The sequence below is a fragment of the Streptomyces chartreusis genome (genome assembly GCF_008704715.1).
In the GTDB taxonomy this organism is placed as follows: domain Bacteria; phylum Actinomycetota; class Actinomycetes; order Streptomycetales; family Streptomycetaceae; genus Streptomyces; species Streptomyces chartreusis.
In genome coordinates, this window is sequence record NZ_CP023689.1 from 3,703,629 (window position 1) to 3,727,590 (window position 23,962).

21 protein-coding genes are annotated in these 23,962 nt (G+C 71.2%); 9 read left to right on the forward strand and 12 right to left on the reverse strand.

The window, feature by feature from the left end:
* Positions 1 to 196 precede the first annotated feature (196 nt).
* Entirely contained in the window at positions 197 to 1,903 is a 1,707-nt protein-coding gene (locus CP983_RS15600) for a chitinase (RefSeq protein ID WP_150499966.1), read from the forward strand.
* A gap of 41 nt (positions 1,904 to 1,944) precedes the next feature.
* Here CP983_RS15600 and CP983_RS15605 read toward each other — a convergent pair whose 3' ends face one another.
* A complete protein-coding gene (locus CP983_RS15605; protein ID WP_150499968.1) occupies positions 1,945 to 2,364 on the reverse strand; it encodes a hypothetical protein in 420 nt (139 codons plus the stop codon).
* A gap of 135 nt (positions 2,365 to 2,499) precedes the next feature.
* Here CP983_RS15605 and CP983_RS15610 point away from each other — a divergent pair, with 135 nt between their 5' ends.
* Together CP983_RS15610 and CP983_RS15615 are read left to right on the forward strand one after the other, a co-directional pair.
* Positions 2,500 to 3,012, forward strand: coding sequence for a SigE family RNA polymerase sigma factor (locus tag CP983_RS15610; protein ID WP_150499970.1), 513 nt, complete (start codon positions 2,500 to 2,502; stop codon positions 3,010 to 3,012).
* Positions 3,013 to 3,076: 64 nt separating this feature from the next.
* Complete coding sequence (locus CP983_RS15615) at positions 3,077 to 4,333, forward strand: hypothetical protein (protein WP_167537711.1); 1,257 nt, start codon at positions 3,077 to 3,079, stop codon at positions 4,331 to 4,333.
* Here the strand turns inward: CP983_RS15615 and CP983_RS15620 are convergent.
* The 4 genes from CP983_RS15620 to CP983_RS15635 all read right to left on the reverse strand — a co-directional run bounded on the left by CP983_RS15620 (position 4,330) and on the right by CP983_RS15635 (position 9,504).
* Complete coding sequence (locus tag CP983_RS15620; RefSeq protein WP_150499972.1) at positions 4,330 to 5,652, reverse strand: Nramp family divalent metal transporter; 1,323 nt, start codon at positions 5,650 to 5,652, stop codon at positions 4,330 to 4,332. The two genes, CP983_RS15615 and CP983_RS15620, sit on opposite strands and share 4 nt — an antisense overlap.
* 51 nt (positions 5,653 to 5,703) lie before the next feature.
* Positions 5,704 to 6,060 carry a hypothetical protein gene (locus tag CP983_RS15625; RefSeq protein ID WP_107903569.1) on the reverse strand — a complete coding sequence of 119 codons (357 nt, stop codon included), beginning with the start codon at positions 6,058 to 6,060 and terminating at the stop codon, positions 5,704 to 5,706.
* Positions 6,061 to 6,136: 76 nt separating this feature from the next.
* The gene (locus tag CP983_RS15630; RefSeq protein ID WP_150499974.1) at positions 6,137 to 7,060 is read right to left on the reverse strand and encodes an anti-sigma factor RsbA family regulatory protein; all 924 of its coding nucleotides are present in this window, start codon (positions 7,058 to 7,060) and stop codon (positions 6,137 to 6,139) included.
* Between the two features lie 62 nt (positions 7,061 to 7,122).
* A complete protein-coding gene (locus CP983_RS15635) occupies positions 7,123 to 9,504 on the reverse strand; it encodes an ATP-binding protein (RefSeq protein ID WP_150499976.1) in 2,382 nt (793 codons plus the stop codon).
* A gap of 364 nt (positions 9,505 to 9,868) precedes the next feature.
* Between CP983_RS15635 and CP983_RS15640 the strand changes: the two genes are divergently transcribed.
* Entirely contained in the window at positions 9,869 to 11,218 is a 1,350-nt protein-coding gene (locus tag CP983_RS15640) for a M14 family metallopeptidase (RefSeq protein WP_150499977.1), read from the forward strand.
* Here the strand turns inward: CP983_RS15640 and CP983_RS15645 are convergent, their stop codons facing one another.
* The 5 genes from CP983_RS15645 to CP983_RS15665 form a co-directional block, all read right to left on the reverse strand.
* On the reverse strand, positions 11,219 to 11,821 hold the full coding sequence (locus tag CP983_RS15645; RefSeq protein ID WP_150499978.1) for a hypothetical protein: 603 nt from the start codon (positions 11,819 to 11,821) through the stop codon (positions 11,219 to 11,221).
* A 54-nt stretch (positions 11,822 to 11,875) separates the two neighbouring features.
* Positions 11,876 to 13,354 carry a GntP family permease gene (locus CP983_RS15650; RefSeq protein WP_150499979.1) on the reverse strand — a complete coding sequence of 493 codons (1,479 nt, stop codon included), beginning with the start codon at positions 13,352 to 13,354 and terminating at the stop codon, positions 11,876 to 11,878.
* 114 nt (positions 13,355 to 13,468) lie between these two features.
* Complete coding sequence (locus CP983_RS15655; RefSeq protein ID WP_150499980.1) at positions 13,469 to 13,879, reverse strand: RidA family protein; 411 nt, start codon at positions 13,877 to 13,879, stop codon at positions 13,469 to 13,471.
* A complete protein-coding gene (locus CP983_RS15660; protein WP_030952011.1) occupies positions 13,876 to 14,637 on the reverse strand; it encodes an IclR family transcriptional regulator in 762 nt (253 codons plus the stop codon). Before CP983_RS15660 ends, CP983_RS15655 begins: the two co-directional genes overlap by 4 nt.
* Positions 14,634 to 15,674, reverse strand: a complete 1,041-nt coding sequence (locus CP983_RS15665; protein WP_373309845.1) for a sugar kinase — start codon at positions 15,672 to 15,674, stop codon at positions 14,634 to 14,636. The genes CP983_RS15660 and CP983_RS15665 overlap by 4 nt, the downstream gene beginning before the upstream one ends.
* A 201-nt stretch (positions 15,675 to 15,875) precedes the next feature.
* Here CP983_RS15665 and CP983_RS15670 point away from each other — a divergent pair, with 201 nt between their 5' ends.
* Both CP983_RS15670 and CP983_RS15675 read left to right on the forward strand, forming a co-directional pair.
* Positions 15,876 to 17,147: an amino acid deaminase gene (locus CP983_RS15670; protein WP_150499982.1), complete on the forward strand. Its 1,272-nt coding sequence runs from the start codon at positions 15,876 to 15,878 to the stop codon at positions 17,145 to 17,147.
* Between the two features lie 12 nt (positions 17,148 to 17,159).
* Complete coding sequence (locus tag CP983_RS15675; protein WP_150499983.1) at positions 17,160 to 18,770, forward strand: N-acyl-D-amino-acid deacylase family protein; 1,611 nt, start codon at positions 17,160 to 17,162, stop codon at positions 18,768 to 18,770.
* A gap of 25 nt (positions 18,771 to 18,795) precedes the next feature.
* On the opposite strand, the gene CP983_RS15680 is transcribed toward CP983_RS15675, so the two are convergent.
* Both CP983_RS15680 and CP983_RS15685 read right to left on the reverse strand, forming a co-directional pair.
* Complete coding sequence (locus tag CP983_RS15680) at positions 18,796 to 19,731, reverse strand: trypsin-like peptidase domain-containing protein (RefSeq protein WP_150499984.1); 936 nt, start codon at positions 19,729 to 19,731, stop codon at positions 18,796 to 18,798.
* A 257-nt stretch (positions 19,732 to 19,988) separates the two neighbouring features.
* Positions 19,989 to 20,648 (reverse strand): hypothetical protein, encoded by a 660-nt coding sequence (locus CP983_RS15685; protein ID WP_150499985.1) that lies wholly within the window; start codon positions 20,646 to 20,648, stop codon positions 19,989 to 19,991.
* A gap of 249 nt (positions 20,649 to 20,897) precedes the next feature.
* On the opposite strand from CP983_RS15685, the gene CP983_RS15690 reads away from it, so the two are divergent.
* The 3 genes from CP983_RS15690 to CP983_RS15700 all read left to right on the forward strand — a co-directional run bounded on the left by CP983_RS15690 (position 20,898) and on the right by CP983_RS15700 (position 23,962).
* Positions 20,898 to 22,109 (forward strand): pyridoxal phosphate-dependent aminotransferase, encoded by a 1,212-nt coding sequence (locus tag CP983_RS15690; protein WP_150499986.1) that lies wholly within the window; start codon positions 20,898 to 20,900, stop codon positions 22,107 to 22,109.
* 97 nt (positions 22,110 to 22,206) lie between these two features.
* On the forward strand, positions 22,207 to 22,629 hold the full coding sequence (locus CP983_RS15695; protein ID WP_107903591.1) for an SCO4983 family protein: 423 nt from the start codon (positions 22,207 to 22,209) through the stop codon (positions 22,627 to 22,629).
* A 268-nt stretch (positions 22,630 to 22,897) separates the two neighbouring features.
* Positions 22,898 to 23,962 carry a substrate-binding domain-containing protein gene (locus CP983_RS15700; protein WP_150499987.1) on the forward strand — a complete coding sequence of 355 codons (1,065 nt, stop codon included), beginning with the start codon at positions 22,898 to 22,900 and terminating at the stop codon, positions 23,960 to 23,962.

Consider the following 23,962-nt stretch of genomic DNA (forward strand, 5'->3'; position numbering starts at 1 on the left):
GGTGCACCGGAATGACTTCATTGCGTGACTATCTCAGCACTGTATCCACGGGTTGATGACCGGAGAACAGCGTTTGTGCAGCCGGGAAGGAACTCTGCGCGCACAACTCACGCCAAAACGGGGCAGGTTGCGCACACCAATTCTCCACGACCGGAATCTCTTGACACCCGGATTGGTCTGGACCAACTTGGTTGACATGTTCATACTTAGACGACGACAGGGGCGCCGTGGCCGACCGGCACGCCTCTGGGCGGCGGCCGTCACCTCCGCCCTCTCCCTGACCTTCCTCGGCGCGGGCCACGCGTCCGCCGCGGACGTCAACAACGCCAAGAACGCCGGCTTCGAGTCCGGCCTGAGCAACTGGACGTGTTCCGCGAACAGCGGCACGACCGTCTCCTCCCCGGTGCACAGCGGCGCCACCGCGCTGAAGGCGACCCCGGCCGGGCAGGACAACGCCCGCTGCACCCAGGCCGTGGCCGTCAAGCCCAACTCGACGTACACGCTGAGCGCCTGGGTCCAGGGCGGCTACACCTACCTGGGCGTCACGGGCACCGGCACCACCGACGTGTCGACCTGGACGCCGGACTCCTCGTCCTGGAAGCAGCTGTCGACCACCTTCACCACCGGCGCCTCGACGACCTCGGTGTCGGTGTACACGCACGGCTGGTACGGGCAGGCGGCCTACTACGCGGACGACCTGTCGGTGTTCGGCCCGGACGGCGGCGGGGGCACCGACCCCACCCCGACGATCCCCGGCGCGCCGGGCGGGCTCGCGGTGTCGGGCACGTCCTCCTCGTCGGTGTCCCTGGCCTGGAACACCGTCTCCGGCGCGACCGGCTACAACGTCTACCGCGGCGGCACCAAGGTGACAGCGGTCACCGGCACCTCCGCGACCGTGACCGGGCTCGCCGCCTCGACGTCGTACTCGTTCCAGGTCACGGCGACCAACTCGGCCGGTGAGTCGCCGAAGTCGGCGGCCGTGACGGGGACGACCACGGCCGGGCCGGTGGGTCCCGCGCTGCCCAAGCACGCGGTGACCGGCTACTGGCAGAACTTCAACAACGGCGCCACGGTCCAGAAGCTCGCCGACGTGCAGTCGCAGTACGACATCATCGCGGTCGCCTTCGCGGACGCGACCTCGACACCGGGCGCGGTGACCTTCAACCTGGACTCGGCCGGGCTGGGCGGCTACACCGTCGACCAGTTCAAGGCGGACATCAGGGCGAAGCAGGCCGCCGGGAAGAAGGTCATCGTCTCGGTGGGCGGCGAGCGCGGCACGGTGGCCGTGAACGACTCCGCCTCGGCGGCGAACTTCGCGAACTCGGTGTACTCGCTGATGCAGACGTACGGCTTCGACGGCGTCGACATCGACCTGGAGAACGGACTGAACGCGACGTACATGTCGCAGGCCCTGCGCTCGCTCTCCTCCAAGGCGGGCTCGTCGCTGATCATCACGATGGCGCCGCAGACCATCGACATGCAGTCGACGTCGAACTCCTACTTCCAGACGGCCCTGAACATCAAGGACATCCTCACGGTCGTCAACATGCAGTACTACAACAGCGGTTCCATGCTGGGCTGTGACGGCAAGGTCTACAGCCAGGGCTCGGTGGACTTCCTGACCGCGCTGGCCTGCATCCAGCTGGAGGGCGGCCTGGCCCCGTCCCAGGTCGGCCTCGGTCTGCCGGCCTCGACCCGGGGCGCGGGCAGCGGGTACGTGGCGCCGTCGGTCGTGAACAACGCCCTGGACTGCCTGGCGAAGGGCACCAACTGCGGCTCGTTCAAGCCGTCCAGGACCTACCCCGACCTCCGGGGCGCGATGACCTGGTCCACGAACTGGGACGCGACGGCGGGCAACGCCTGGTCCAACGCGGTGGGGCCGCACGTGCACGCGCTGCCGTAGCCACCGCGCTCAACCCCGGTGGGGTGAGGCGCGGCGGCCCCTCACCCCATCGGCCGGTAGTGGCCGAGCACCCAGGCCAGCTGCGGGAACCACTCCTGGAGCCGCGCCCGCGGCCTGGCTTCGACCACGCACTCGTGGAATCGGCCGTCCAGGTGCACCACGGCCACCATCAGGGCCTTGCCGTCCGGGCTCGCCTTGTAGTGGACGCCCTGGATCTCGGGCCAGCGGAACTCCATGGTGAAGCCGGACATCTCGAAGACGACACCGGAGGCGTCGACGACGACCGCGTTGCGCTTGTCGACGGCCAGGAACTCCGGGCCCGCGGGCACCGGCTGGGGCGGGACCGGGGCATACGCGGGCGGCCCGGGGGCGTACGGGGGCTGTGCGGGCGCGTTCTGCGGCGCGTACTGCGGTGGGGGTGGGCCGAAGCCCGGGCCGGGTGGGGGTGGCTGCTGGGTCATCCGTCGGGTCCTGAGTCCTGGTCTCTCGTGCTCGCGGTGAACTTCTCGGTGCTGCGGTGAAACATTCTCCCCGTCCCGCCGCATCAGTGAAGTGGGGACCTCACCAACAGCCGGCGCACAGCAGCAGGGGGACGCATGAGCCAGGCCCGCGCGGACGACTACGCGCAGTTCGCGGTGGCCAGGGCCGGGCACCTGTACCGCTCGGCCTGTCTGCTGACCGCCGGGGACACCCATCTCGCCGAGGACCTGGTGCAGGAGACCCTGGGGCGGCTGTACGTCCGCTGGGCGCGGGTCTCCCGGGCGGACAACCCCGCCGGCTACGCGCAGACCGTCCTCACCCGGACCTTCCTCGCCCATCAGCGGCGGCGCAGCAGCACCGAACGGGCCACCGACGTGCTGCCGGAGCACGCGGCCGAGGGCGGGCCCGGTGACGTACCGCTGCGGCTGACGCTGCTCCAGGCGCTCGCCGGGCTGCCCGCGAAGGACCGGGCCGTGGTCGTCCTGCGCTACTGGGAGGACCGCTCGGTCGAGGAGACGGCGGACGCGCTGAACTCCAGTTCCGCGGCGGTGCGCACGCGATGCACCCGGGCGCTGGGGCGGCTGCGTGCGCTGCTCGGCGAGGACCTCGGCGAGTACGCGACCTCCTGACCCACGCCCTGCCGGCCCCACGGCCCCCTCCCGACGACCCGACCCCGACGAACGGTGGTTTGCCATGCCTGTGGAACACGACGAGGAACACTTCGAAGGGCGGCTCGGTCACGCCCTGCACGACCTCGGCGGCCGCTTCGAGGCCGACCGCGCCGCGCTCGCCGACGCCGGCCGGGCCCGGGGACGCCGGCTGCGGCTCAGGCGCCGGGCCGCGGTGGCCGGCGGCGCCGCCGGTATCGCCCTGGTCGGGGTGGGCGGCGCGCTGCTGGTGCCCTGGAACGGTACGCCGGCCCCGCGGCCGTCGAGCTCCGACGTGGCGCGGCAGTCCTCGGCCACCCCGACCCCGACCCCCGTGCAGGGCAGCCGGCTGGTCGAGGCGCTCGAAGGGCTGCTCCCCGAGGGCGAGTTCAGCGCGCAGGAGGCCCGCGGCACCGACGAGGGCCCGCTGATGCTGCCGTACGTGCGTCTCGTGTTCGACGACGGGAAGGGTCCCGCGGCCGTGGGCGTGAGCCTCGACCGGATCGAGCCCGGCAGCGACCGGGCCCGTGAGACGACGGACTGCCCGGACAAGGCGCTCGTGCCGCACGACAGCTGCGTCACCGACCGGCTGCCCGACGGATCCCTGCTCAAGCTGTTCCAGGGCTACGAGTATCCCGACCGGCGCGCGGACACCAAGCTGTGGTCCGCCGACCTTCTCACCCCGACCGGCCGGCACATCTCCGTCAGCGAGTGGAACGCCGCCGCCGAGAAGGGCGCCCCGGTCAGCCGCAGCGCACCCCCGCTGTCCACGGCCCAGTTGAAGGAGCTGGTGACGGCACAGGTGTGGCGCACGATCGCCGACTCCATCCCCGAGGACCCGAAGAAGCCCTCGGCGTCGGCCACGCCGGGCGACGCTCCCGAGGAGCCGAGCACCGAGGCGGTCCTGGGCACCCTGCAACCGCTCCTGCCCAAGGGCGTCGAGGTCGTCGACAAGGGCAGCGACTACACCTACCTCGTCCTCGACGACGGCAAGGGCCGCAGCTACGTCCAGATCGACGTCCAGCACGGCATGGGCGACGTGGCGGACGAGCTGTTCGGCGGCGACTCCGAGACCCTGCCCGACGGCACGAGGACCGCCTTCCGTGAGAGCGGCGGCGACAAGGGCGTCGCGGGCGCCGTGATGTGGACCGTCGACACCCTGCGCACCGACGGCTTCCGGGTCGTCGTCAGCGCCCTCAACGCCGGGACCCAGCACGACGCCCCGACCCGCAAGACGCCCGCCCTCAGCAAGGAACAGCTCCGGGAGATCGCCCTGAGCCCCGAGTGGGACCGGTACCGCTAGAAGAACTCCGACCACGGCTGGTCCCAGACCTGCTTCACGCACAGCACCAGGAACAGCAGCCCGGCGATCGCCAGCATCACGTTGCTCAGCCGGCCGTTGCGCCATTGCACGGGCGTGCGCGAGGAGTTGAGGAGCCAGATCAGGGTGCCGGCGAGGAACGGCAGGAAGGCCGCGCCCAGCACGCCGTAGATGATGATCAGGCGGAAGGGTTCGCCCTGGAAGAGCAGGACGATGGGCGGGAAGGTCAGCCACAGCAGGTACGCGCGGAACGGCCAGGACCGTTCGCGTGCGCCGGAGGCGACCTCCTCGCCCTTCAGCTCGCCCGCGCCGCGGAAGCGGGCCACGAAGTCCGCGAACATCAGGCTCACGCCGTGCCAGACGCCGATCAGGGAGGTGTAGGAGGTGGCGAAGAAGCCGATCAGGAAGAACTTGGCGGTCGCCGTGCCGTACTCCTCCTCCAGGATGTCGCTGAGCTGGAGCAGCCCCTTGTCGCCGCTCGCGATGGCCACGTTCGCGGAGTGCAGCAGCTCCGCGCCGACGAAGAGCATCGCGACCACGAAGATGCCGGTCGTGATGTACGCGACGCGGTTGTCGAGCCGCATCACCTTCATCCAGCCGGTGTTGGTCCAGCCCTTGGCGTTGACCCAGTAGCCGTACGCGGCAAGGGTGATGGTGCCGCCGACGCCGCCGATCAGGCCGAGGGTGTTGAGGACGGAGTCCTTCTCGTCGGGCAGGACGGGCAGCAGTCCGGCGAAGGCGTCCCCGAGGTTCGGCGTGACGCGGATCGCGAGATACACGGTGACCACGAACATGACGCCCACCAGGACCGTCATGACCTTCTCGAAGACCGCGTACTTGTTGAACCAGACGAAGACCAGGCCGACCAGACCGCAGGCGATGGCCCACCACTCAAGGTCCATCACGTCCGGGAACAGGGCCTGCAGCGGCAGCGCGCTGGAGGACATGGCGGCCGCGCCGTAGACGAAGCCCCAGATCACGGCGTAGACGCCGAAGAACCAGATGGTCCAGCGGCCGAGGCTCGCCCAGCCGTCGAACAGGGTGCGGCCGGTGGACAGATGCCAGCGTCCGGCCGCCTCGGCGAGGGAGATCTTGACCAGGCAGCCGATGACGGCGGCCCACAGCAGGGTGTAGCCGAAGTTACTGCCCGCGATGAGGGTGGCGACCAGGTCGCCGGCGCCGACGCCGGTCGCGGCGACGACGATGCCGGGCCCGATGTAGCGCCAATGGGACTTACGGGGTGGGGGGTTGTAGTCGGAGGATGCCTCAGTGTCCGTGGGGTTTCCTGTGGTGTCCGCCATGCAGATCAAGAAAGCGTAAAGAGGCGGACCCGGCAAGGGGGCGGGAGCGGATCAGTCCGCGCCGCGGAACGACCCGCCGACGACCAGCCCGGGCGCGCACCGGCACGTGCCGAGCTCGAACCACACCGTCTTGCCCACCCCGTCGCGCACCTCGCAGCGCAGGATCCCGTGCGCCGCGGACAGGGTGAGCCGGAAGCGGGTCGCCGCCTGCCGCAGGGCGTTCGCGGCGAGGTCGCTCACCAGGCGCTCCGCCATGTCCACCAAGTCGTCGAGGTCCGCCAGCCCCCATCCCTCAAGCTGCCGGCGGACCGCCGCGCGGGCCTCGCCGACCGCGGCGGGGCGGGGTTCGTACTCGACGCTCAGATGACCTGCGCCCAGGGGCGGCTGGGGATAGGAGCCGTACAGCATGGGTCCAGGGTGACGGGTCCGAGGGCGCGGCCGCAGGGGGAGAAATACCCGATTCCATACCTGCGTGCGGACTCCGCTACCCGTACTGGAGCCGTACGCTCGCACCCTCCCGGTCGTCGCGGACGTCGACATATGCGCACACCTGTCGGGCGAACCACAGTCCCTGCCCGGGTTCCGGTTCCACGCGTTGCGGCGGTACGAACCCGGCCAGCGGGTCGTCGACGCGGCGCTCGGCACGCAGTTCGCAGACGCACGCCGGGGCCTCGCCCCACAGCAGGGCGCCCTCCAGCGGGCCGAGCGTGGCGGCCGCCTCGGTGACGGCCGTGGCGAACAGCTCTCCGTCCGCCGGGGACAGTCCCTGGACGGTGGCCCAGGTGCGCACGGCGTCCGCGGCGGGGACCGGACCGGACAGGTACTCGGCGTCGACGGGCGGCGAGGGCAGCGGCACGGCGTCGAGCTCGGCGGCGAGCCGGACCGGGTCCACGTACACGCCGGTGTCGGGGTGGGCCCGGCGGGCGGCGGCGACGATGGCGTGGCCTGCGACCCGGGTGTCGTAGGCGCACAGGGCGGTCGTGGCGAGCGGGGCGAACAGGAGGTTGGCGAGCGCCTCGTAGCGGATCCACTCGGCGGTCTCGCGGGGCGAGCGGCCGGCCCGCCCGCCCCACACGGGTTCCATGAGCAGATGGATACGGCCGCCGGGGCCGGCGTTGGCGGCGAGGTGGCCGGCGCCACGGGCGATGGCGTTGGCGGCGGAGCCCGTGTACCACTCGGTGTGCGGGACGAGGACGACGTCCTTCACGCCGTCGCCGAGGGCGTCGCGCAGGAGGTCCAGGTTGCCGGGTGCGGCGATGGCCACCGGCGGCGGCTCGTCGGGCGCCGCGAGAGCCTCGGTGAGGAAGGGCAGGGCGGCGGCGAGGAATTCGTCGTCGCTGCGGAAGACCGCCATGCGGTGGTCGAAGCAGTCCTGCGGCGGGGTGGACGGGTCGGGTCGGGTGGTCATCGGTACGGACTCCCCTCGGGTTGCGAGTCGATGCGTCGGGACGGCTCTGTGGGCCGTGGGTGTCAGCGCTGCGCCGCCACCCAGGCGGCGATCTGGCTGCGCTTGTTGAAGCCGAGCTTGCGCAGGACGCGTTCGACGTGGCCCTCCGCTGTGCGCCGGGCGATGACCAGGCGGTCGGCGATCTGCTGGTTGGCGAGGCCCTGGGCGACGAGTTCGGCGACCTCGCTCTCGCGGCGGGTGAGGCGGACGCCGGGCGTCGACGGGGTGGATCTGTGGCGGCCGTTCGTCCGTCGGCCGGCCGTGGGCCGGCGGGGCCGGGTGGTGTCGCCGACGGCGTACTCGACGGTCCGGGCGAGGTCGAGCGCGGCGCCGCGCTCGTAGGCCCGCCGGTACTCGGACGGGCCCAGTCCCGCACGTGACCGGGCCTCGCTGTCACGGCGGGCGGAGGTGAGGGTCGCCGAGCCCCAGCGGTCGCGGTCGATGGCGGTCCAGGTGCGGTCGGCGGCACCGAGCAGGGTGGCCGAGCGTTCGTGGGTGCCCTGCTCGACGGCGGTGCGGGCGAGGAGGTCGAGGGTGAGGGCGATACCGATGACGTCGTGCACGGCGATCTTCAGGCGCAGGGCCTGCCGGGCGTGGTGCTCGGCGCGGGGCCAGTCGCGGCACACGGTGTGGGCGAGGGCGAGCATCCGCAGGACGTAGGAGTGCACCCACTCCTCACCGTGCCGCTCGCACATCCGGCGTGCGGCCTCGCAGACCTCGACGGCACGGTCGGCCTCGCCCAGGAAGCCGAGGGCGCAGGCGAGTTCGACCTGGTTGAGGCCGTGCAGGCTGAGGTGCTGGCCGGGGACGGGGCCGCGCGCGACGCTCGCCTCGAAGTGCCTGAGCGCGGTCGGCAGGTCGTCCATGAACAGGGTGATGACGCCGATGACGTACTCGGCGTGCGCCGTCTCCGCCGCGTCGTCGAGGTCCTGGGCCAGGAGGTGGGCGTCGCGGGCGAGGGCGAGGCCCGCGGTGAGGGCGTGGGTGGCGGCGGCGAGGAGGCCCGCGATCCACAGGCCGCGGGCGCGCTCGGGGGTGGGTTCCGGGTTGGCGGCGAGGGCGCGGTCGAGCCAGTGGCGGCCCTCGCGCGGGGCACCGCAGGCGTGCCAGTAGAACCAGAGGGTGCCGGCCAGACGCAGGCCCGCCAGACGCTCGCCCCGGGTGGTGAGGCTGAAGTCGAGGGCGGTACGGATGTTGTCCTGGTCGGCCCGGAGCCGGGCGACCATGTCGCGCTGGCCCGGTCCGAACCAGGCCCGCTCGCAGGCGGCGGCGCGGTGCAGCATCCAGTCGCGCTGGCGCCGGCGTGCGGCGGACTCCTCGCCGGGCAGGGCGCGCAGGCGGTCCAGGCCGTAGTGGCGGAGGGTGTCGAGGAGGCGGTAGCGGATGCCGTCGGGGCCGGACTCCCGGGACAGTACGGACTTGTCGACGAGGCCGGTGACGGCGTCGAGGACGTCGTGGGGCCGGACGTCCGCCCCCTCCTCCTCACCCCCGTCGGCTCCGCCCGTCGCCGCGCACACCGCCTCCGCCGTCTCCAGGTCGAAGCTCCCCGCCAGCACCGACAGCCGTGCCCACACCGACTGCTCGCGTGCGGTGCACAGTTCGTGGCTCCAGTCGACGGCGGCGCGCAGGGTCTGGTGGCGGGGCAGGGACGCGGGGCTGCCGCCGGTGAGGAGGCGGTAGCGGTCGTCGAGGCGGTCGAGGAGCTGGTCGACGTCGAGGACCCGCATCCGCACGGCGGCGAGTTCGATGGCGAGGGGAAGCCCGTCGAGGCGGTGGCACAGGCGCGCCACGGCGGCCCGGTTGGCGGCGGTGAGGCGGAAGCCGGGGACCACCGCGGCGGCCCGGTCGGCGAACAGGGCGAGTGCCGGGGAGCCTTCGGGCGCGGACAGGTCGCCGTCCGGGTCGGGGACCGGCAGGGGCCGCACCTCCAGGAGGTGTTCCTCGGTGAGGCCGAGGCGGTGGCGGCTGGTGGCGAGGATCCGTACGCCGGTCGTGCCGTGCAGCAGGGCCGCGGCGAGTTCGGCGCAGGCGGTCGGCAGGTGCTCGCAGTTGTCGACGAGCAGGAGCAGCCGGCGGTCCTTCAGCTGCTCCACCAGCGCGTCGAGCGGCGGCCGCGCGGAGCGGTCCGGCAGGTCGAGCGCGTCGGCCGCGGCGAGCGGCACGAGCGCCGGGTCGTCCAGGCCGGAGAGCGGCACGAAGCGTACGCCGTCCGGGAAGGTGCGTCGCAGACCGGCCGCCAGACGTGCGGCGAGGCGGGTCTTGCCGACGCCGCCGGGCCCGGTCAGGGTGACGAGCCGGGCCCTGGCCAACAGCTCGCGTCCGGCGGCGAGTTCACCGCGCCGGTCGACGAAGCTGGTCGTCTCGACCGGCAGCTGCCGATCCGGTCCAGGCGACGATCCGCCCATGATCAGCCGTTCCTCCGGGTGATGTCGAAGGGAGCCGGGAAGTCCGCGGCCCGGGAGGCGGCGGGTGCGCCGGTCCCCGCCAAGCCGCCGCTCCCGCCGTTCCCCCCTTGCACGGATCACCACACTCCCCCCACCCGGCACGGTCCCGCACGCCCGGCTCACACCCCCGGGTGGACTTCCCCGGGGACCGCTCGGCACCGGGGCCGCGCGCGTACACTGCGCGGCCGATTTTCGGATGGTTCACGCCCCCGAACCCCTTCGCGCCCTTGACCTGTCCATGCCACCGCCGCACCATGAGCGCCACACCCGCACCAAGTACGTACGTCGCACTGAACCCCACCCCCCACTCCCACAAGGAGAATTCATGCGACTTCGCATACGCGGCTCAGGCGGCCGGAGCGGCAGACGGACCGCCGCCCTCGCCGGACTGCTCGCCCTGGCCCTCGCGGCGCCGATCTCGGCGAACGTGTCCGCGAACGCCGACAGCGCCCCCAAGACGGCCTCCTCGGCCGACGACGTCCGCCAGTACGAGGTCCGGCTGCACGGCGGTGCCGAGGCCCGCACGGCACTTCAGCGCACCGGCGTGACCGTGGACGCCACCGACGACCACGGCGTCGTCGTCTCCGGCCGGGCCGACCAGATCAAGAAGCTCAGGTCGCTCGGCTACGACGTCACCCCGCTCGGCGCGGTCCCCGACCGGTCCGCCGGCGAGGACGACGTACGACTCTACGACTTCCCGTCCGGCGACTCGCGCTATCACAACTACGCGGAGATGACGAGCGAGATCAACTCGATCGTCTCGGCCAACCCCTCCATCGCGAGCCAGCGCGTCATCGGCACGTCGTACCAGGGCCGCAACATCGTCGCCATCAAGATCAGCGACAACGTCGGCACCGACGAGGCCGAGCCGGAGGTGCTGTTCACCCATCACCAGCACGCCCGCGAGCACCTCACCGTCGAGATGGCGCTGTATCTGCTGCGCGAGCTGACCTCCGACTACGGCAGCGACTCCCGGGTCACCGGGCTGGTCAACAACCGGGAGATCTGGATCGTGCCCGACCTCAACCCGGACGGCGGCGAGTACGACATCGCCACCGGCTCCTACCGGTCGTGGCGCAAGAACCGCCAGCCCAACTCCGGCTCGTCGGCCGTCGGTACCGACCTCAACCGCAACTGGGCCTACCGCTGGGGCTGCTGCGGCGGTTCGTCGGGCTCGACGTCCTCGGAGACGTACCGCGGCGCGTCCGCCGAGTCGGCGCCCGAGGTCAAGGTGGTCGCCAACTTCGTGCGCAGCCGCGTCGTCGGCGGCAAGCAGCAAATCACGGCCGGGATCGACTTCCACACCTACAGCGAGCTGGTGCTGTGGCCGTTCGGGTACACGTACTCGGACACCACGACCGGGATGACGGCCGACGACCGCAACGCGTTCGCCGCGGTCGGGCAGAAGATGGCCGCGAGCAACGGCTATACGCCGGAGCAGGCCAGCGATCTGTACATCACCGACGGGTCGATCGACGACTGGCTGTGGGGCAACCAGAAGATCTTCTCGTACACCTTCGAGATGTACCCGAGGTCCGGGGGCGGCGGGTTCTACCCGCCCGACGAGGTCATCGAGCGGGAGACGTCCCGCAACCGCGATGCCGTTCTGCAGTTGCTGGAGAACGCGGACTGCATGTACCGGTCCATCGGCAAGGAGGGCCAGTACTGCTCGTAGCTAGTCGGCGTCGGGCTCCTCGGCGGCTGCTTCGGCACCCTCTTCGAAGTAGGCGTCGAGGACCGCGTCGAGCTGCTCGTCCCACTCCTTGAAGCTGCTCCTGGCCGTCGCCTCGATCTCGATCGGGTACCAGCGGCGGTCAGGAGTGTGCACCGTGATGGTGTAGCGCTTGCCGAAGCGCGGGGACTCGGTCTCGATCGCGCCGATCTCGTCCCAGCGGAACTCGCACTCCTGGTCGTCGAGGGTGAGCCGAACGCCCTTGTGGTCGACGGCGATCCGGGCCCGGCGGTCGGCGGCCTCGAAGACGGGGCCGTCCACGGGGGCGTCCTCCGCCCCGTCGTCCTCGTCGTCGTCCGCCTCATCGGCCTCGTCGACGGCGTCCTCCGTGTCGTCATCGGCATCGTCGACGGCGTCGGCGACCTCCGTCCCGGGCTCGTCGGCGTCGTCGAGGGCGGTCTCCTCCGCGTCGGCCTCCTCGGCCGCGTCCTCCTTCTTCGCACCCTTGGGCGCGACGGACGCGGGCGAGGTGAGACCGGGGATGAAGGCCGGGTCGAACCCGGCGCCCTCCAGGGGCTGGCTGCCTGAACCTATGCGCTGCTCCACAGCCGAGCAGTATGGTCGACAACCCTGTGTCCCGCGCAACCAGCCCCCGCATCGTTACACGAACAGGCTCAGCACCGCCGCCACGACGAACCCGGCCACCGACAGGACACTTTCCAGCACGGTCCACGTCTTCAACGTGTCACGCTCGCTGATGCCGAAGTACTTGGCGACTATCCAGAAGCCGCCGTCGTTGACGTGCGAGGCGAAGATCGAGCCGGCCGAGATGGCCATGATCACCAGCGCCACGAAGGCCTGCGAGTGGTCGCCCCCGGTGAGCAGGGGGGCCACGATGCCGGCCGTGGTGACGATGGCGACCGTCGCCGAGCCCTGGGCGACCCGCAGGACCACCGAGATCAGGTACGACAGCACCAGGACGGGCAGGCCCACGTCGTTGAAGGTGTCCGACAGGGCCTGGGCGACCCCGCTGGCCTTGAGGACGGCGCCGAAGACGCCGCCCGCGCCGACCACCAGGAGGATGTTGCCGACCGGCTTCAGGGAGGAAGTCGACACCGTCTCCAGGGACTTGCGGGACCAGCCGCGGCGGATGCCCAGCAGGTAGTAGGCGAGCAGCAGGGCGATCGTCAGGGCCACGAACGGGTTGCCGAAGAACTCGATCACCGAGCGGGGGGTGGAGGGGTCCAGGGCGATCGAGGAGAACGTGGCGGCCAGGATCAGCACCAGCGGCGTACCGATGATGCCGAGGACGGTGCCGAGCGGGACCGGCTTCTCCTGGAGCTCGACCCCGGCCTCCCGCTGCTCGTTGATGACCGCGAGCCTCGCCTCGGCGGCGGCCTCGACCATGTCCTGCGGCACGGCGACGAAGATGCGCTTGCCGATCCAGGCCGAGAACGCCCACGCGGCCAGCACCGCCGGGATGCCGCAGACGATGCCCATGAGGATGACCCAGCCCAGCTCGACGTGGAGCAGGCCGGCCGCCGCGACCGGGCCGGGGTGCGGGGGCAGGAAGGCGTGGGTCATCGACAGGCCCGCCAGCAGCGGCAGGCAGTACAGCAGGACGGACTTGCCGGAGCGCTTGGCGGCGGCGTAGACGAGCGGCGCGAGGACGAAGATGCCGACGTCGAAGAAGACCGGGATGCCGAAGATGAGGCCGGTGAGGCCCATCGCGAGCGGCGCGCGCTTCTCGCCGAAGAGGTTGAGCAGGCGGGACGCCAACGCCTCGGCGCCGCCGCTGACTTCGAGGATCGCGCCGAGCATGGTGCCCAGGCCGATGATGATCGCGACATGGCCGAGGATGCCGCCCATGCCCGACTCGATGGTGGACACGGCGTCCGAGCGCTGGACGGTGCCGAAGAGTTCGGTGACGGAGAGACCGGCCATCAGGCCGACGACTATGGAGACCGCGAGGAGCGCCACGAACGGCTGGAGGCGCGTCTTGATGATCAGGAAGAGCAGCAGGGCGATGCCGATGGCGGCGACGGTGAGGAGACCGGCCGTGCCGTCGATCAGGAGGAGCAGGCCGCCGGTGTGGGGTGGGGTCTCGGGGGTGGCGGCCGCGGCGAGCGGATGGGGCATTTGGGGGGTCCTCTGCGTAAGTACATGGAGCTTTCGGGCAGGGGGGATCGCGGCATGGCGCCCAGGGGGTGCGGGCCGCCATGCCGTTCACGGGTGCGGGGGGTTGAGGAGGCGTCAGCCCAGTACGGCCAGCGCGTCGATCTCGATGAGCAGGCCCGCGGGCAGACCGACGTAGACGGTCGTGCGGGCGGCGGGCGGCTGGGTGAGCCCCTGCTCCTCGAAGTAGGTGTTGTAGATGTCGTTCATCTCGGCGAAGTGGGCGACGTCCGTCAGATAGACGCGGATCATCATCACGTCGTCCCAGGAGGAACCGCCCTCCTCAAGGATCGCCTTGACGTTGGCGAGAGTCTGGAGGGTCTGCTCGCGCAGGGTGGGACCGGCCGGCGTCGGGGGCTGCCCCTCGACCGCGGGGAGGAAGCCGACCTGGCCCGCGACCTGGAGGATGTTCCCCTTCCTCACGCCGTGCGAGAACTTCGCCGGGGGCGTGGTGTGGGTCTTCGGGGTGAGTGCGGTCTTCTCGGTCATGCCGTGCCCTTCGCTGAGTTTCTGCCGGAGTACTCGCCGCTGATGTCGTCCGCCGTACGGCGCACCAGCGGGAGCAGGGTGAGGAGTTCGTCGGCGGTGACGACGACGTTCGGGGCGGAGACCGACATCGCGGCGACGACACGGCCGTCGGCGCCGCGGATCGGCGCGGCGACGCAGTTGATGGACTCCTCGTGGCCACCGAGGTCGGTGGCCCAGCCCTGTTCGCGCACCTTGGCCAGTTCCCTGAGGAAGGCCTCCGGGTTCGGTGTCGAACGGGCCGTGTACATGGGGTAGTCGAGCTTCTCGGCCAGCGGGCGGCGCTCGTGCTCGGGCAGGTCGGCGAGCAGCAGCTTCGCCACGGCGGCCACGGTGATGGCGACGGGCTTGCCGATCCGCGAGTACATCCGCACCGGGTAGCGGCTCTCGACCTTGTCGATGTAGAGCACCTCGTCCTCCTCGTACACGGCGAGGTGGACGGTGTGCCCGCAGCTCTCGTTGAGCCGTACGAGATGGGGGTGGGCGATCTCGCGGATGTCGAGGTTCTCCATCGCCTCCTGGGCGAGGGCGATGAGGCGGGCGCCGAGGCGGTAGCGCTGGTCGGACTGGCGGTAGACCATGCCGTGCTCGTGCAGGGTGCGCAGCAGGCGCAGCGCGGTGGACTTGTGGACGCCGAGGCGGTCGGCGACCTGGCCCAGGTCCGCGGGGCCCTCGGCGAGCAGCGGCAGGATGCTGAGCGCCCGGTCGACGGTCTGGCTCATGGCGTACGTACCTCCTCGTCGGCCCGCTCGATGGCTTGCGTCCAGCCGGGGCCGAGTCGAAGTTTCTCCCACCCGGCGTCGTCCAGGGCGGCCAGGCGGTCGGCGGTGTCGCGCGCCGGGGGTGCGGCGAGGTCGCCGGGGACGGTGAGGGTGGCGGCGGCCCACAGGTGGCCGTGCCGGAGACGGTCCCGAACGGGCAGGCCGCGGAGGGTGGCGGAGAGGAACCCGGCGGCGAAGGCGTCGCCCGCACCGGTGCTCGCCAGGACGTCAACAGCGAGGGCGGGTTCGAAAGTGCCGCGGGCGGGGGCCGCTCCCAGGGGCGCGGGGAACTGCGCGACCAGCCACGACGAACCCGCAGCCGACACGAATGCGGTAGCCCCCACTCCCCCTTGCTTGACCACCAGCACATGCGGCTCGGGCAACGCCGCACGCACCGCGTCCGGTCCCCCCGTGATCCCCCAGGCCTCCTCCGCCTCGTCCTCCCCCACGAACACGACGTCGGCGCCGCGCGCCAGTTCCAGCAGCACCCGCGGACCGTCGGCGTCACGCCACAGCCCCGATCGGTGGTTCACGTCGAAGGACACGAGCGGGCGCCCCGCACGCGGTGCCATGAGCTCCCGCATCAGGCCGAGACAGTCCTGGGACAACGCCGCCGTGATTCCCGACAGATGCAGCACCCGCCCCGAACGCACCGCGGCCAGGTCCACGTTCTCGACGGACATCGCCGACGCCGCCGAACCCGCCCGGTAGTACGCCACCTCGTGCGTGTCCGTCGCCCGGTCGCCCGCCGTGCGGAAGTACACGCCGGTCGGCCGCGCGGCATCCCTCCCCACGGCCGAGACATCGACGCCGTGGGCCCCGACCGCCTCGACCAGATGGTCCCCGAACCCGTCGGACCCGACCCGGCTCACCCACCGCACGGAGTGCCCCGCGGCGGCGAGCCCGCAGGCGACGTTGGACTCCGCGCCCCCGATCGCGCGCTCGAACGACGGTACGTCGGCGAGGCGTCCGGGCCGTGAGGGAAGGAACGTGACCATGGACTCGCCGAGCGCGACGACATCCACGCCGTCGGGGGCATTGCAGGGTCCGGTGATGGTCACGATCGTCGTAGCTCCAGGGCTTGTGCGGGTGGATCGGCGGCTCCGTTGACCCGCGGTTGGCCGAGATGTTAGACAGCGGTAAGCGATATACGCAATGGGCGTTGCAGTGAATGCAACACCACAGATCAGGGAGGTTCCATGAGCAACGAGGCGCTCGCCGGTCTGGCCGAGGAACGCGTCGACCACCGCTTCAAGGGCCTCCCCCCGGACGCCGACTGCCTGACCGTCGCAGAACTCACGGCCCAGCGCCGCAACCTCTTCACCGGCGGCTTCGCCACGCCCGTGCTCGCGCTCTCCGCCGAGCGCCTGGAGCACAACCTCGACCTGATGGAGACGTACGCCGCCCGGCACGGCCTCGCCTTCGCCCCGCACGGCAAGACCTCCATGGCGCCGCAGCTCTTCCAGCGGCAGATCGAGCACGGCGCCTGGGGCATCACGCTCGCCGTGCCGCACCAGGTGCGGGTGGCAAGGGCGTACGGCACCGAGCGGATCTTCCTGGCGAACGAACTGGTCGACGCCGCGGCCCTGCGCTGGATCGCGGCCGAGCTCACCGCCGACCCGGCCTTCCGTCTCGTCTGCTACGTCGACTCCGTGCGCGGCGTGGAGCTGATGGACGCGGCGCTGCGCGACGCCGGCGCGACGCGGCCGGTGGACGTCGTGGTGGAGCTGGCGGCCGGCGAGGGCGCCCGGACGGGCGTCCGCACGGAGGCGGAGTGCGCCGCCGTCGCCGACGCGGTGGCGGGTGTGTCCACGCTGCGGCTGGTCGGTGTCGCCGGGTACGAGGGCGAGGTCCCGCAGGCGGACCCCGAGCGGGTGCACGCATGGCTGCGCCGGCTGGTCTCGCTGGCCGTCGAGTTCGACAAGGCGGGCCGGTTCGCGGGCCTGGAGGAGATCGTCGTCAGCGCGGGCGGCAGCGCCTGGTTCGATGCGGTGGCCGACGTGTTCGCCGAGATCCCCGAACTCTCCGTACCCGTGCTGAAGTTGCTGCGCTCGGGCGCGTACGTCTCGCACGACGACGGCCACTACCGCAAGCTGACCCCGTTCAACCGGGTCCCGCAGGAGGGCGCCCTCGAACCCGCCTTCCGGCTGTGGACCCAGGTCGTCTCCCGCCCCTCCCCCGAGCAGGCCTTCGTCAACGCGGGCAAGCGGGACGCGGCCTACGACCTCGACCTGCCGTTCGCGCAGGTGGTCCGGCGCGACGGCGCCGAGCGCCCGGCCACCGGCATCTCGGTGACCGCCCTGTCCGACCAGCACGCGTGGCTGGCGACGACCGCGGAGGCGGACCTGGAGGTCGGGGACTGGCTCGGGTTGGGGCTGTCGCACCCGTGCACGTCGTTCGACAAGTGGCAGCTGATCCCCCTCGCCGAGGCGGACGGGACGGTCGTCGACTACATCCGTACGTTCTTCTAGGAGGGGGCGGTCGTGGAAGAGCTCGTCATCCGGGACGCGGAGGTCGTGGACGGCAGCGGAGGTGCGTCCTACCGCGCCGATGTCGTCGTGGACGGCGGCAGGGTCGTCTCGATCGTGCAGGAGGCCGCCGCGGCCGGCTGCCAGCGGCCGAAGGCGCGCCGGGAGCTGGACGCCGAGGGACTGGTCCTCGCCCCCGGCTTCATCGACATGCACGCCCACAGCGATCTGGCGCTGCTGCGCGACCCCGACCACAGCGCGAAGGCCGCGCAGGGCGTCACCCTGGAGGTCATCGGCCAGGACGGCCTGTCGTACGCCCCGGTCGACGACCGCACCCTCGCCGAGGTCCGTCGCGCGATCACCGGCTGGAACGGCTTCGGCGACGACATCGACTTCGACTGGCGGACGGTCGGCGAGTACCTGGACCGGCTCGACCGCGGCATCGCGGTCAACGCCGCGTATCTGATCCCGCAGGGCACGGTCCGTGCGCTCGCCGTCGGCTGGGAGGACCGGGAGGCCACGCCGGACGAGCTCGACCGGATGCGCCGGCTGGTCGCGGAGGGCATGGAGCAGGGCGCGGTCGGCCTGTCTTCGGGGCTGACGTACACGCCGGGCATGTACGCCAAGGACGCGGAACTGACCGAGCTGTGCCGGGTGGTGGCGTCCTACGGCGGCTACTACTGCCCGCACCACCGCTCCTACGGGGCCGGGGCCCTGGAGGCGTACGAGGAGATGGTGGCCCTGACCCGGGAGGCGGGCTGCTCCCTGCACCTGGCGCACGCCACCATGAACTTCGGCGTGAACGAGGGCCGGGCGCCGGAGCTGCTGTCCCTGCTGGACAAGGCGCTCGCCGAGGGCGCCGACATCAGCCTGGACACCTATCCCTACACGCCCGGCTGCACGACGCTGGTCGCCATGCTGCCGAGCTGGGCGAGCGAGGGCGGCCCGGAGGCGATCCTGGCCCGGCTGGCGGACGACGGGACCGCCGAGCGGATCCGCCACCACATGGAGGTCATCGGAGCCGACGGCTGCCACGGCGTGCCCATCGAGTGGGACACGATCGAGATCTCGGGGGTCAGCGACCCGGACCTCGTGGACCACGTGGGCCGGACCGTGCGGCAGTCGGCGGACGCGCGCGGCGAGGCGCCCTGGGTGACCGCCCGCCGGCTGCTCCTTCAGGACCGCCTCGGCTCGACGATCCTCCAGCACGTCGGCCACGAGGAGAACGTGCGCACGATCATGCGGCACCGCGTCCACACCGGCGGCTCGGACGGCATCCTCCAGGGCACCAAGCCCCATCCGCGGGCGTACGGCACGTTCCCGCACTATCTCGGGCACTACGTGCGCGAGTTGGGGGTGCTGTCGCTGGAGGAGTGCGTGGCCCATCTGACCTCGCGCCCGGCGGCGCGGCTGCGGCTGCCGGACCGGGGCCTGGTCCGCGAGGGCTACCGGGCGGACCTGGTGCTGTTCGACCCGCGGACGGTCGCGGCGGGCTCGACGTTCGAGGAACCGCGGCGACTGCCGACGGGTATCCCGTACGTCCTCGTCGACGGCCGTTTCGTGATGGAGGACGGCCGCAGGACGGATGTGCTGGCGGGGCGGGCGGTCCGCAGGACGACTCGGTGACGTGCGGACCGCCCGCCGCCAGGTGTTACGGCTTGGGCAGCACGCACCCACTGGCGTTCAGGTCGAGCTTGTTGTCGACGCCGAAGCAGGCGGGGATCTGGTAGGTCTCCTGGGCGTAGTTGATGCCCTGTCGAACGGTGACGTTGCCGCTCTCGTCGACCTCGCACGGGTTGTTGACCGTGCAGCGCTGGCCGTCCTCGTTGCCGGTGTTGTTGACGGCGACGACCTTGTTGGTGGCCTGGTCGATGACGGGGGAGCCGGAGGTGCCGCCGATGGTGTTGCAGGCGGAGGTGTAGCGGACCGAGTCCTTGAAGGTCCAGTCGCCTTCCTTGAGGCGGTAGGCGAACCCGTCGATGTTGCAGCTGTACAGCCGCTTCCAGTAGCCGGAGGCGACCGTGATGGCCGTGCCGGCGGTCGGGTGGCTGTCGGCCATGGTCAGCGCGTTGATCCCGTACGAGCTCTTGATCTGCGCGTACGTGGTGGTGAGCTGATAGATCGACACGTCCGTGTCGGTCATCGTGCCGTAGGCGATCTTGCTGGCGCGCAGCGTGCCGACCCGGCTGCCGTTTGCGTTGAGCAGACCGAACGTCCGGCTGGAGGCCCGGTCGACGACGACCTCGCCGGGGCCCGGCATGCCGGTCTCCAGACAGTGGCCGTTGGACATCACCAGCGCGGGGTCGTTGTCCTCCGAGGCGGGGAACCGGACGACCGAGCCGGAGCAGTTGCTGAGCGAGACGGTACCCGCGAAGTTGACGGCCTTGGCCTTGGCGTTGGGGTTCAGGACCTGGCCGAGGCTCTCCGTGGCGGAGTTGACGGTGTCCTGGACCACGGAGGTGACCGAGTTCGTGTCGACACCCTTGCCGAAGGACTGGGCCGTGTCCACGTCAGCCGCGGCCGCGGGTGCGGCGCCGGCCCCGGCTATGGCCAGGGCGAGGAGGGCGGCGCCGAGCGGTTTTCTCATGTGGGGGTCCCCTCATACGAGGAGGGTGACCGAAGAATCTCCGGCCACCCGCACTTTTGTCATGCGCATTGTCACGCAAGAGGGGGGTGCGGACAAGGAGTTGATTACCGGCGAGTTCAGGCCGTAGGGGTTTCCCTATCACGGTGCGTGAGGGTCCGAAGCCCGGCGGCGCAGGACGTTCACGAGAGGGTGCCGAGATCACCACAGCCGCCGTACGGCGCGTCACGCCCCGAGCGCTACTCTCCCCTGCCCGGCCTTCAACCGGGCTTCTTCGTGTTGCCCTGCCCCCGCCCCGGCTTGTTGCCCGAGTTGCCCGGGCCGTTCGCGGTGAGGGTGGCCGTCGGCGCGGACGGGCCGGTGCCCGTGGCGGTCGGATCGGCCGAGGGCTGTGCGGTGCCGCCGTCGGAGCCGGCGCCGTCCGACGCGGACGGGCTCGCCGAGTCGCTCGGAGAAGGGCTTCGGGAAGGATCGGCACTCTCGGATGCTCGGGCGCCTGCCGAGGCGCCCCCGGAGACCCCTCCCGGCACCGGCAGGTCGTCGGGCGTCGTGCTCGTCCGGTCGCCCTTGGTCCGCGTGCCGCCCTCCGAGGAGGACCCGGACAGGGCGAACCCGGCTATCAGCGCCGCCGCCGACACCGCCCCCACCGCACCGGCCGCCACCACGAAGCGGGGCGAACGCCAGACACCGGGCTTGCGCCGGGCCCGGCGGCGGCCGCGTCCCTTGTTCGAGTCGTCGGCGTAGTCGTAGCCGTGCTCGTAGACGTAGTCGTAGCCGTCGCCCTCACGGGCGTCGGCCGCCCCTTCGGCCACCGCGGGCAGCTCGGTCGTCTCGTCGTAGGCGTTCTGCCAGCCGTGGGCGGCCGCGGGGTCGACGTACTCCTCGTACACGGCATCCGGCTCGGCATACGGGTGATACACGTTCGGAGGAGCCTGGAACCCCTCGCCCTCCCGGCCCACCCCCTGAACGGGGGGAGTGGCGGCGGAGTGATTCACGCCGTTCGCTCCGTACATCCCGTTTTCACGCTCAGAAGGGCTGGACATGAGCGCGCATTCTAGGGACGGGAGAGGCCCCTGGGACAGTTACCGCCGATAACAGCTCAAACCCCCGCGTCTCACGTGTCGGAAAACACGACCCAGGGTCCGTTACCGGGCCGTAAGCTCCTTGACATGCAGGTGATCCAGTCGACGAAGCTCGCCAACGTCTGTTACGAGATCCGGGGCCCGGTGCTCGAGGAGGCGATGCGGCTCGAGTCGGCGGGGCATCGGATCCTCAAGCTGAACACCGGCAACCCGGCCGCGTTCGGCTTCGAGTGCCCGCCCGAGATCCTGGAGGACATCCTCCGCAACGTGTCGTCGGCCCATGGCTACGGCGACGCGAAGGGCCTGCTCGCGGCGCGCCGGGCCGTGGTCATGCACAACCAGACCCTGGGCGTCGAGACCGACGTCGAGCACGTCTTCATCGGCAACGGCGTCTCCGAGCTGATCGTCATGGCCATGCAGGGCCTGCTCGACGACGGGGACGAGGTGCTGGTCCCCGCCCCCGACTACCCGCTGTGGACCGCCGCCGTGTCGCTGTCCGGCGGCACCGCCGTCCACTACCGCTGCGACGAGCAGTCCGACTGGACGCCCGACCTCGCGGACATCGAGCGCAAGGTCACCGACCGCACCAAGGCCCTCGTCATCATCAACCCGAACAACCCGACGGGTGCGGTGTACGACGAGGCCGTGCTCCGGGGGCTCACGGACATCGCCCGGCGGCACAACCTCCTCGTCTGCTCCGACGAGATCTACGACAAGATCCTCTACGACGGCGCCACGCACACCCCGACCGCCGCCGTCGCTCCCGACCTGCTCACGCTCACCTTCAACGGCATGTCGAAGGCGTACCGCGTCGCCGGGTACCGGGTGGGCTGGATGTCGATCTCGGGCCCGCGTGCCCACGCCGACTCCTACATCGAGGGCCTCACCATCCTCGCGAACATGCGGCTGTGCGCGAACATGCCCGGCCAGCACGGGGTCGTGGCGGCGCTCAGCGGCCGGCAGACCATCAACGACCTGGTACTTCCGGGCGGGCGGCTGAAGGAGCAGATGGATGTCGCCTACGAGCTGCTGACACAGATCCCCGGCGTGACCTGCGTACGGCCGAGGGGCGCGCTGTATCTCTTCCCGCGCCTCGACCCCAAGGTGTTCAAGATCAAGGACGACCGGCAGATGGTCCTCGACCTGCTGCGGCGCGAGAAGATCATGGTCGTCCAGGGCTCGGGCTTCAACTGGCCGGAGCCGGATCACTTCCGGGTGGTCACGCTGCCGACGGTCACGGACCTGCGGGACGCGGTGGGCCGGATCGGGCGGTTCCTCGACGGCTACGGCCAGCCGTGACCCTGCGTGTACAAGCGGTCCGCTTTTGTGAACCGCTCAACTTTAGACAGAATCTAAGCTAGGATGGTTTCCTGTCAGCGCACAGGAGGCCATCCCCATGTACGAACCGATCCGAACCAAGTCGGTCCACAGCACGATGGCCGGCAGCACCACCGACTTCCCCCACCGCTCGCGCGAGGAGGAGCTGGACATCCAGCTCGCCGCCCATCTCGCCGCGCTGCTCGCCGTCACGGACGAGCTGCGTGCGACGGCGCCCTCGGAGGACCTGGACGCCGCGTCCGACCGGCTCGCGGACCAGGTGGCCCGGCTGCGGGAAGGCCGTAAGCCGGCCCGTTCGGTGGCTTCCGGCGGTCAGGCGAAGCTCACGGCACTGCACCGGCGTGCGCATGCCCTCGCCGGGCGGGCGCTGGTGGTTGCCGCGTCCCGTGCCGACACGGCGGCCGCGATCCTCGCCGCCGAGCGGATGGACGCTCATGCCGCCGCGCAGGCCGAGCCGCAGGAACTCAGCGGCGTCGGCTGAAACGCCCTTCGAACGGCCCCGGTCCGCGTGCACCCGCAGCGACGCGCGGACCGGGTGCCACAGCACTGCGTTGGCCCTGGCCGACTTTCGCCCTCGCCGTAAGGGTTCGTGTCGTTCGCGCGGCTGCCCGTTCGTTGTGGCTGATCGCGCAGTTCCCCGCGCCCCTGAGGGGCGCCACCGCACCCCGTGCTGTAACGGGACCGGTATGACACCTGCCGTTCATCCCCTCTGACGGGGAACGTTGGATTCCGCGAGCACTCTCCACCGCGTGAGACGTATCGCTGGAATCATCCTCGCGGTGCTGCTGATCGGTGGCGTGGTGGTCGCCGTCGTCGCGGGCCGCAGCAATGGGGACAAGGGCACGGCAACGAAGACCGTGCAGGCAGTGATCGGATCGGAGAAGGCAGAGTTCTTCGCCGATCCCGACGTGGTGAAGGCCCTCGCCGCCAAGGGCTACACCGTGAAGGCCGAGACCTCCGGGTCCTGGGCCATGGAAGGGCTGGACCTCAAGGGGTACGACCTCGCGCTCCCGTCGAGCCAGGCACCCGCCCGTGAACTCGCCGCGAAGTACGAGGTGACGGGGACACTCCCCCGCCCCTTCTACTCGCCCCTCGTCGTAGTGGCGCACAAGAACGCCGCCGAGGTGCTCGCGGGCAACGGGCTGGCCACGCTGGACGAGGCCCACCGCGGCACCCTGAAGATGGCCGCCTATCTCGACGCGGCCCGCGCCGACCGTACCTGGCAGCAGCTCAAGGGCGCCAATAAGTACGGGGAGTTGACGGGCACGCTCTACCTGTCCAGCACCGACCCCGAGACCTCCAACTCCGGCGCGCTGTACCTGGCCGCCGCCTCCTACGTGGAGAACGGCGGCAAGGTCGTCGCCGGTGCCGCCGAGGTCGACCGCGCCGCGCCGCTGCTGCACAAGCTGGTGAGCGTGCAGGGCGCCCAGCAGTCCGGCAGCGACGCCGTGTTCCGGGACTTCGTCAGCGGCGCCGGCAATCCGCTGGTCGTGGTCTACGAGTCCCAGGTCGCCTCCCTGCTGGCCCGGGGAGAGCAGCCCGAGGACCTGGTCGTCCTCTACCCGGACACCACGGTCAACAGCGACCACACCGCCGTACCGCTGACCGAGGACGGCAAGGCCGTCGCCGAACTCCTGTCCTCGGACCCGGCGTTGCGGAAGCTGGAGGTCCGGCACGGGTTCCGTCCGCAGGGCGAGGCCGCCGGGTTCGCCTCGGACACCACTTACCTGAAGCAGGAACTGACCGGCGTCCACCAGGCCGCCGTGCCCACCTCCAAGGTGCTGCACGAACTGGCCCGACGGGCGCGCGGATAA

Excerpts from the sequence above, each read along its gene's own strand:
- CP983_RS15670 (WP_150499982.1), top strand. The coding sequence starts at position 15,876 with ATGAGCAACGAGGCGCTCGCCGGTCTGGCCGAGGAACGCGTCGACCAC.
- CP983_RS15665 (WP_373309845.1), bottom strand. The coding sequence starts at position 15,674 with ATGGTCACGTTCCTTCCCTCACGGCCCGGACGCCTCGCCGACGTACCG.
- CP983_RS15610 (WP_150499970.1), top strand. The coding sequence starts at position 2,500 with ATGAGCCAGGCCCGCGCGGACGACTACGCGCAGTTCGCGGTGGCCAGG.
- CP983_RS15615 (WP_167537711.1), top strand. The coding sequence starts at position 3,077 with ATGCCTGTGGAACACGACGAGGAACACTTCGAAGGGCGGCTCGGTCAC.
- CP983_RS15695 (WP_107903591.1), top strand. The coding sequence starts at position 22,207 with ATGTACGAACCGATCCGAACCAAGTCGGTCCACAGCACGATGGCCGGC.
- CP983_RS15620 (WP_150499972.1), bottom strand. The coding sequence starts at position 5,652 with ATGGCGGACACCACAGGAAACCCCACGGACACTGAGGCATCCTCCGAC.
- CP983_RS15630 (WP_150499974.1), bottom strand. The coding sequence starts at position 7,060 with ATGACCACCCGACCCGACCCGTCCACCCCGCCGCAGGACTGCTTCGAC.
- CP983_RS15660 (WP_030952011.1), bottom strand. The coding sequence starts at position 14,637 with ATGAGCCAGACCGTCGACCGGGCGCTCAGCATCCTGCCGCTGCTCGCC.
- CP983_RS15605 (WP_150499968.1), bottom strand. The coding sequence starts at position 2,364 with ATGACCCAGCAGCCACCCCCACCCGGCCCGGGCTTCGGCCCACCCCCA.
- CP983_RS15640 (WP_150499977.1), top strand. The coding sequence starts at position 9,869 with ATGCGACTTCGCATACGCGGCTCAGGCGGCCGGAGCGGCAGACGGACC.
- CP983_RS15690 (WP_150499986.1), top strand. The coding sequence starts at position 20,898 with ATGCAGGTGATCCAGTCGACGAAGCTCGCCAACGTCTGTTACGAGATC.
- CP983_RS15600 (WP_150499966.1), top strand. The coding sequence starts at position 197 with ATGTTCATACTTAGACGACGACAGGGGCGCCGTGGCCGACCGGCACGC.
- CP983_RS15655 (WP_150499980.1), bottom strand. The coding sequence starts at position 13,879 with ATGACCGAGAAGACCGCACTCACCCCGAAGACCCACACCACGCCCCCG.
- CP983_RS15635 (WP_150499976.1), bottom strand. The coding sequence starts at position 9,504 with ATGGGCGGATCGTCGCCTGGACCGGATCGGCAGCTGCCGGTCGAGACG.
- CP983_RS15625 (WP_107903569.1), bottom strand. The coding sequence starts at position 6,060 with ATGCTGTACGGCTCCTATCCCCAGCCGCCCCTGGGCGCAGGTCATCTG.
- CP983_RS15650 (WP_150499979.1), bottom strand. The coding sequence starts at position 13,354 with ATGCCCCATCCGCTCGCCGCGGCCGCCACCCCCGAGACCCCACCCCAC.
- CP983_RS15680 (WP_150499984.1), bottom strand. The coding sequence starts at position 19,731 with ATGAGAAAACCGCTCGGCGCCGCCCTCCTCGCCCTGGCCATAGCCGGG.